Origin of the sequence: Azonexus sp. (assembly GCF_036170495.1) — a bacterium.
GTDB lineage: Bacteria > Pseudomonadota > Gammaproteobacteria > Burkholderiales > Rhodocyclaceae > Azonexus.
Genome location: NZ_JAVHPH010000479.1, coordinates 1,504 through 3,606, shown reverse-complemented (window position 1 = coordinate 3,606; position 2,103 = coordinate 1,504). Strand labels below are relative to the sequence as shown.

1 protein-coding gene is annotated in these 2,103 nt (G+C 61.8%); it reads left to right on the top strand.

Annotation, left to right across the window (positions count from 1 at the left end):
- A partial coding sequence (locus tag ADADOO_RS17290) for an ATPase, T2SS/T4P/T4SS family (RefSeq protein ID WP_511278763.1) occupies positions 1–2,103 on the top strand: 2,103 nt, incomplete at both ends.

The window sequence follows — 2,103 nt, the reverse complement described above, 5'->3', positions numbered from 1 at the left end:
AGGCGCTGGCGCGCGTCTTTCACCAGGAAAACTACGAAGTCATCACCGCCTGGAGCGCTAGGGAAGGCCTGGAAAAGTTCGCTACCGGCGCCATCCATCTGGTCATCAGCGATTTCATGATGCCCGGCATGAACGGCGCGCAGTTCCTGCAGGAAGTCAAAAAGCGCTCGCCGGACACCATCCGCATCATGCTCACCGGCCACGCCAACACCGATGCGGTGATGGGCGCAATCAACGAAGGCGCCGTTTACAAATTCATCCTCAAGCCGTGGAACGATGACGACCTGCGCGTCACGGTGGCCCTGGCCCTCGAACAGTTCGACCTGATCAGCCGGAACAAGAGCCTGCGCGCCGAAAACGAACAGAAGGCCAAGGAAATCTCGGCACTGTCCCGGCTCGCCGCGACCCACCGCAGCCGGCTCGGCATCATGCTGCACAAGAAAAACCTGCTGACCGATGCCCAGTTACAGGAACTGACCCTGCAGCAGGAACGGCGCAAGGAGCCCTTGATCACGCTGTTGCTCGAGCACGACTGGGTTCCCGAACGCCGAATCAGGGAACTCCTGAAAACCGACATGATGATCGAGGAAGTGCAGTTGCCGGAATTCCAGGTCGATGCCGCGTTGACCGATCTGATCCCGCGCAGTTTCTGCGTGCGCCAAGGCGTCGTCCCGCTCAAGCTCGACGGGCGCCGCCTGTTGCTGGCCATGGCCGACCCGCTCGACGAAGGGCTGATCGATGAAGTCCGCTTTACGGCCGGCCTCGACATCAATGCCGTGACCGCCGACATGGCGGCCATCCGCAAGAAGGTCGATGAAATCTACGGCGGCGGCGAGGTCGACTTCAAGGAACTGGAAACCCTGGTCAGTTCGCCCGACCCCTACGAAGGCATCGAGATCGTCATCGAGGAAGACGACGCCGCCAAGCTCGAAGACCTGCTGCGCGACACCGAGGCGCCACCGGCCATCCGGCTGGCCAATGCGATCATTCTCGAAGCCATCCGCCTGGGTGCCTCCGACATCCATATCCAGCCGCGGACCAAGAGCGTTGTCGTGCGCTACCGGATCGACGGCGTGCTCGCCGACAAGATCCATATCCCGCACCATCTGCATCAGTCGCTCGTCTCGCGCCTGAAAATCATGTCGGAACTCGACATCTCCGAACGGCGTCGCCCGCAGGATGGCCGCATCACCGTCAAGACACCGATGCGCATGGTCGACCTGCGCATTTCCACGCTACCGACGATCAATGGCGAAAAAATCGTCATGCGCATCCTCGACCGCAACTCGACCGTGCATACCATCGAAAAACTCGGTTTTTCAAGCAGTGATCTGCGTCGCGTCAGCGACATGGTAGCCAAGCCGCAAGGCATCATCCTGGCCACCGGCCCGACTGGGAGCGGCAAGACGACGACGCTCTATTCGCTGCTTCAGCACGATGCGACGCCCGACAAGAACTACGTCACCATCGAGGATCCGGTCGAGTACTACCTCGACATGGCTGGCCAGGTCCTCATTCGCGAAAAAATCGGGCTAACCTTCCCGGCCGTCCTGCGCGCCTTGCTTCGGCAGGACCCGGACGTCATCCTGCTCGGTGAAATCCGCGACTTCGACACCGCCGAGGTTGCCTTTCACGCCGCGCTGACCGGCCACCTGGTCTATTCGACCCTGCACACTAACTCGGCCGTCGCCACCATTGCCCGGCTGTTCGATCTCGGTCTCAAGCCCTATGTTGTCGCCACCGCCCTCGAAGGCATCATCGCCCAGCGCCTGGTGCGCAGCGTTTGCCCGGATTGCAGCCAGCCGGCAGCAGCGGACCCGGCCGTCATTTCCCGCCTGGGCAAAGCCTTTGCCAATATCGGCGAAATCCGCCGTGGCCAGGGCTGCAATACCTGTCATGGCAGCGGCTACAAGGGTCGCCTCGGCATTTACGAAATACTGACCCTTGATGACTCCTTGCGGGACTGCATCGGCAGCGGCGCCAGTGTTCTCGAAATCAGCCGTCAGGCCCGGCAACGAGGGCTGCGCAGCATCGTCCACCACGCCGTGGAGCGGGTGCAGGCCGGCACGACCACGCCAGAAGAAATTCTTCGGGTACTCGGCC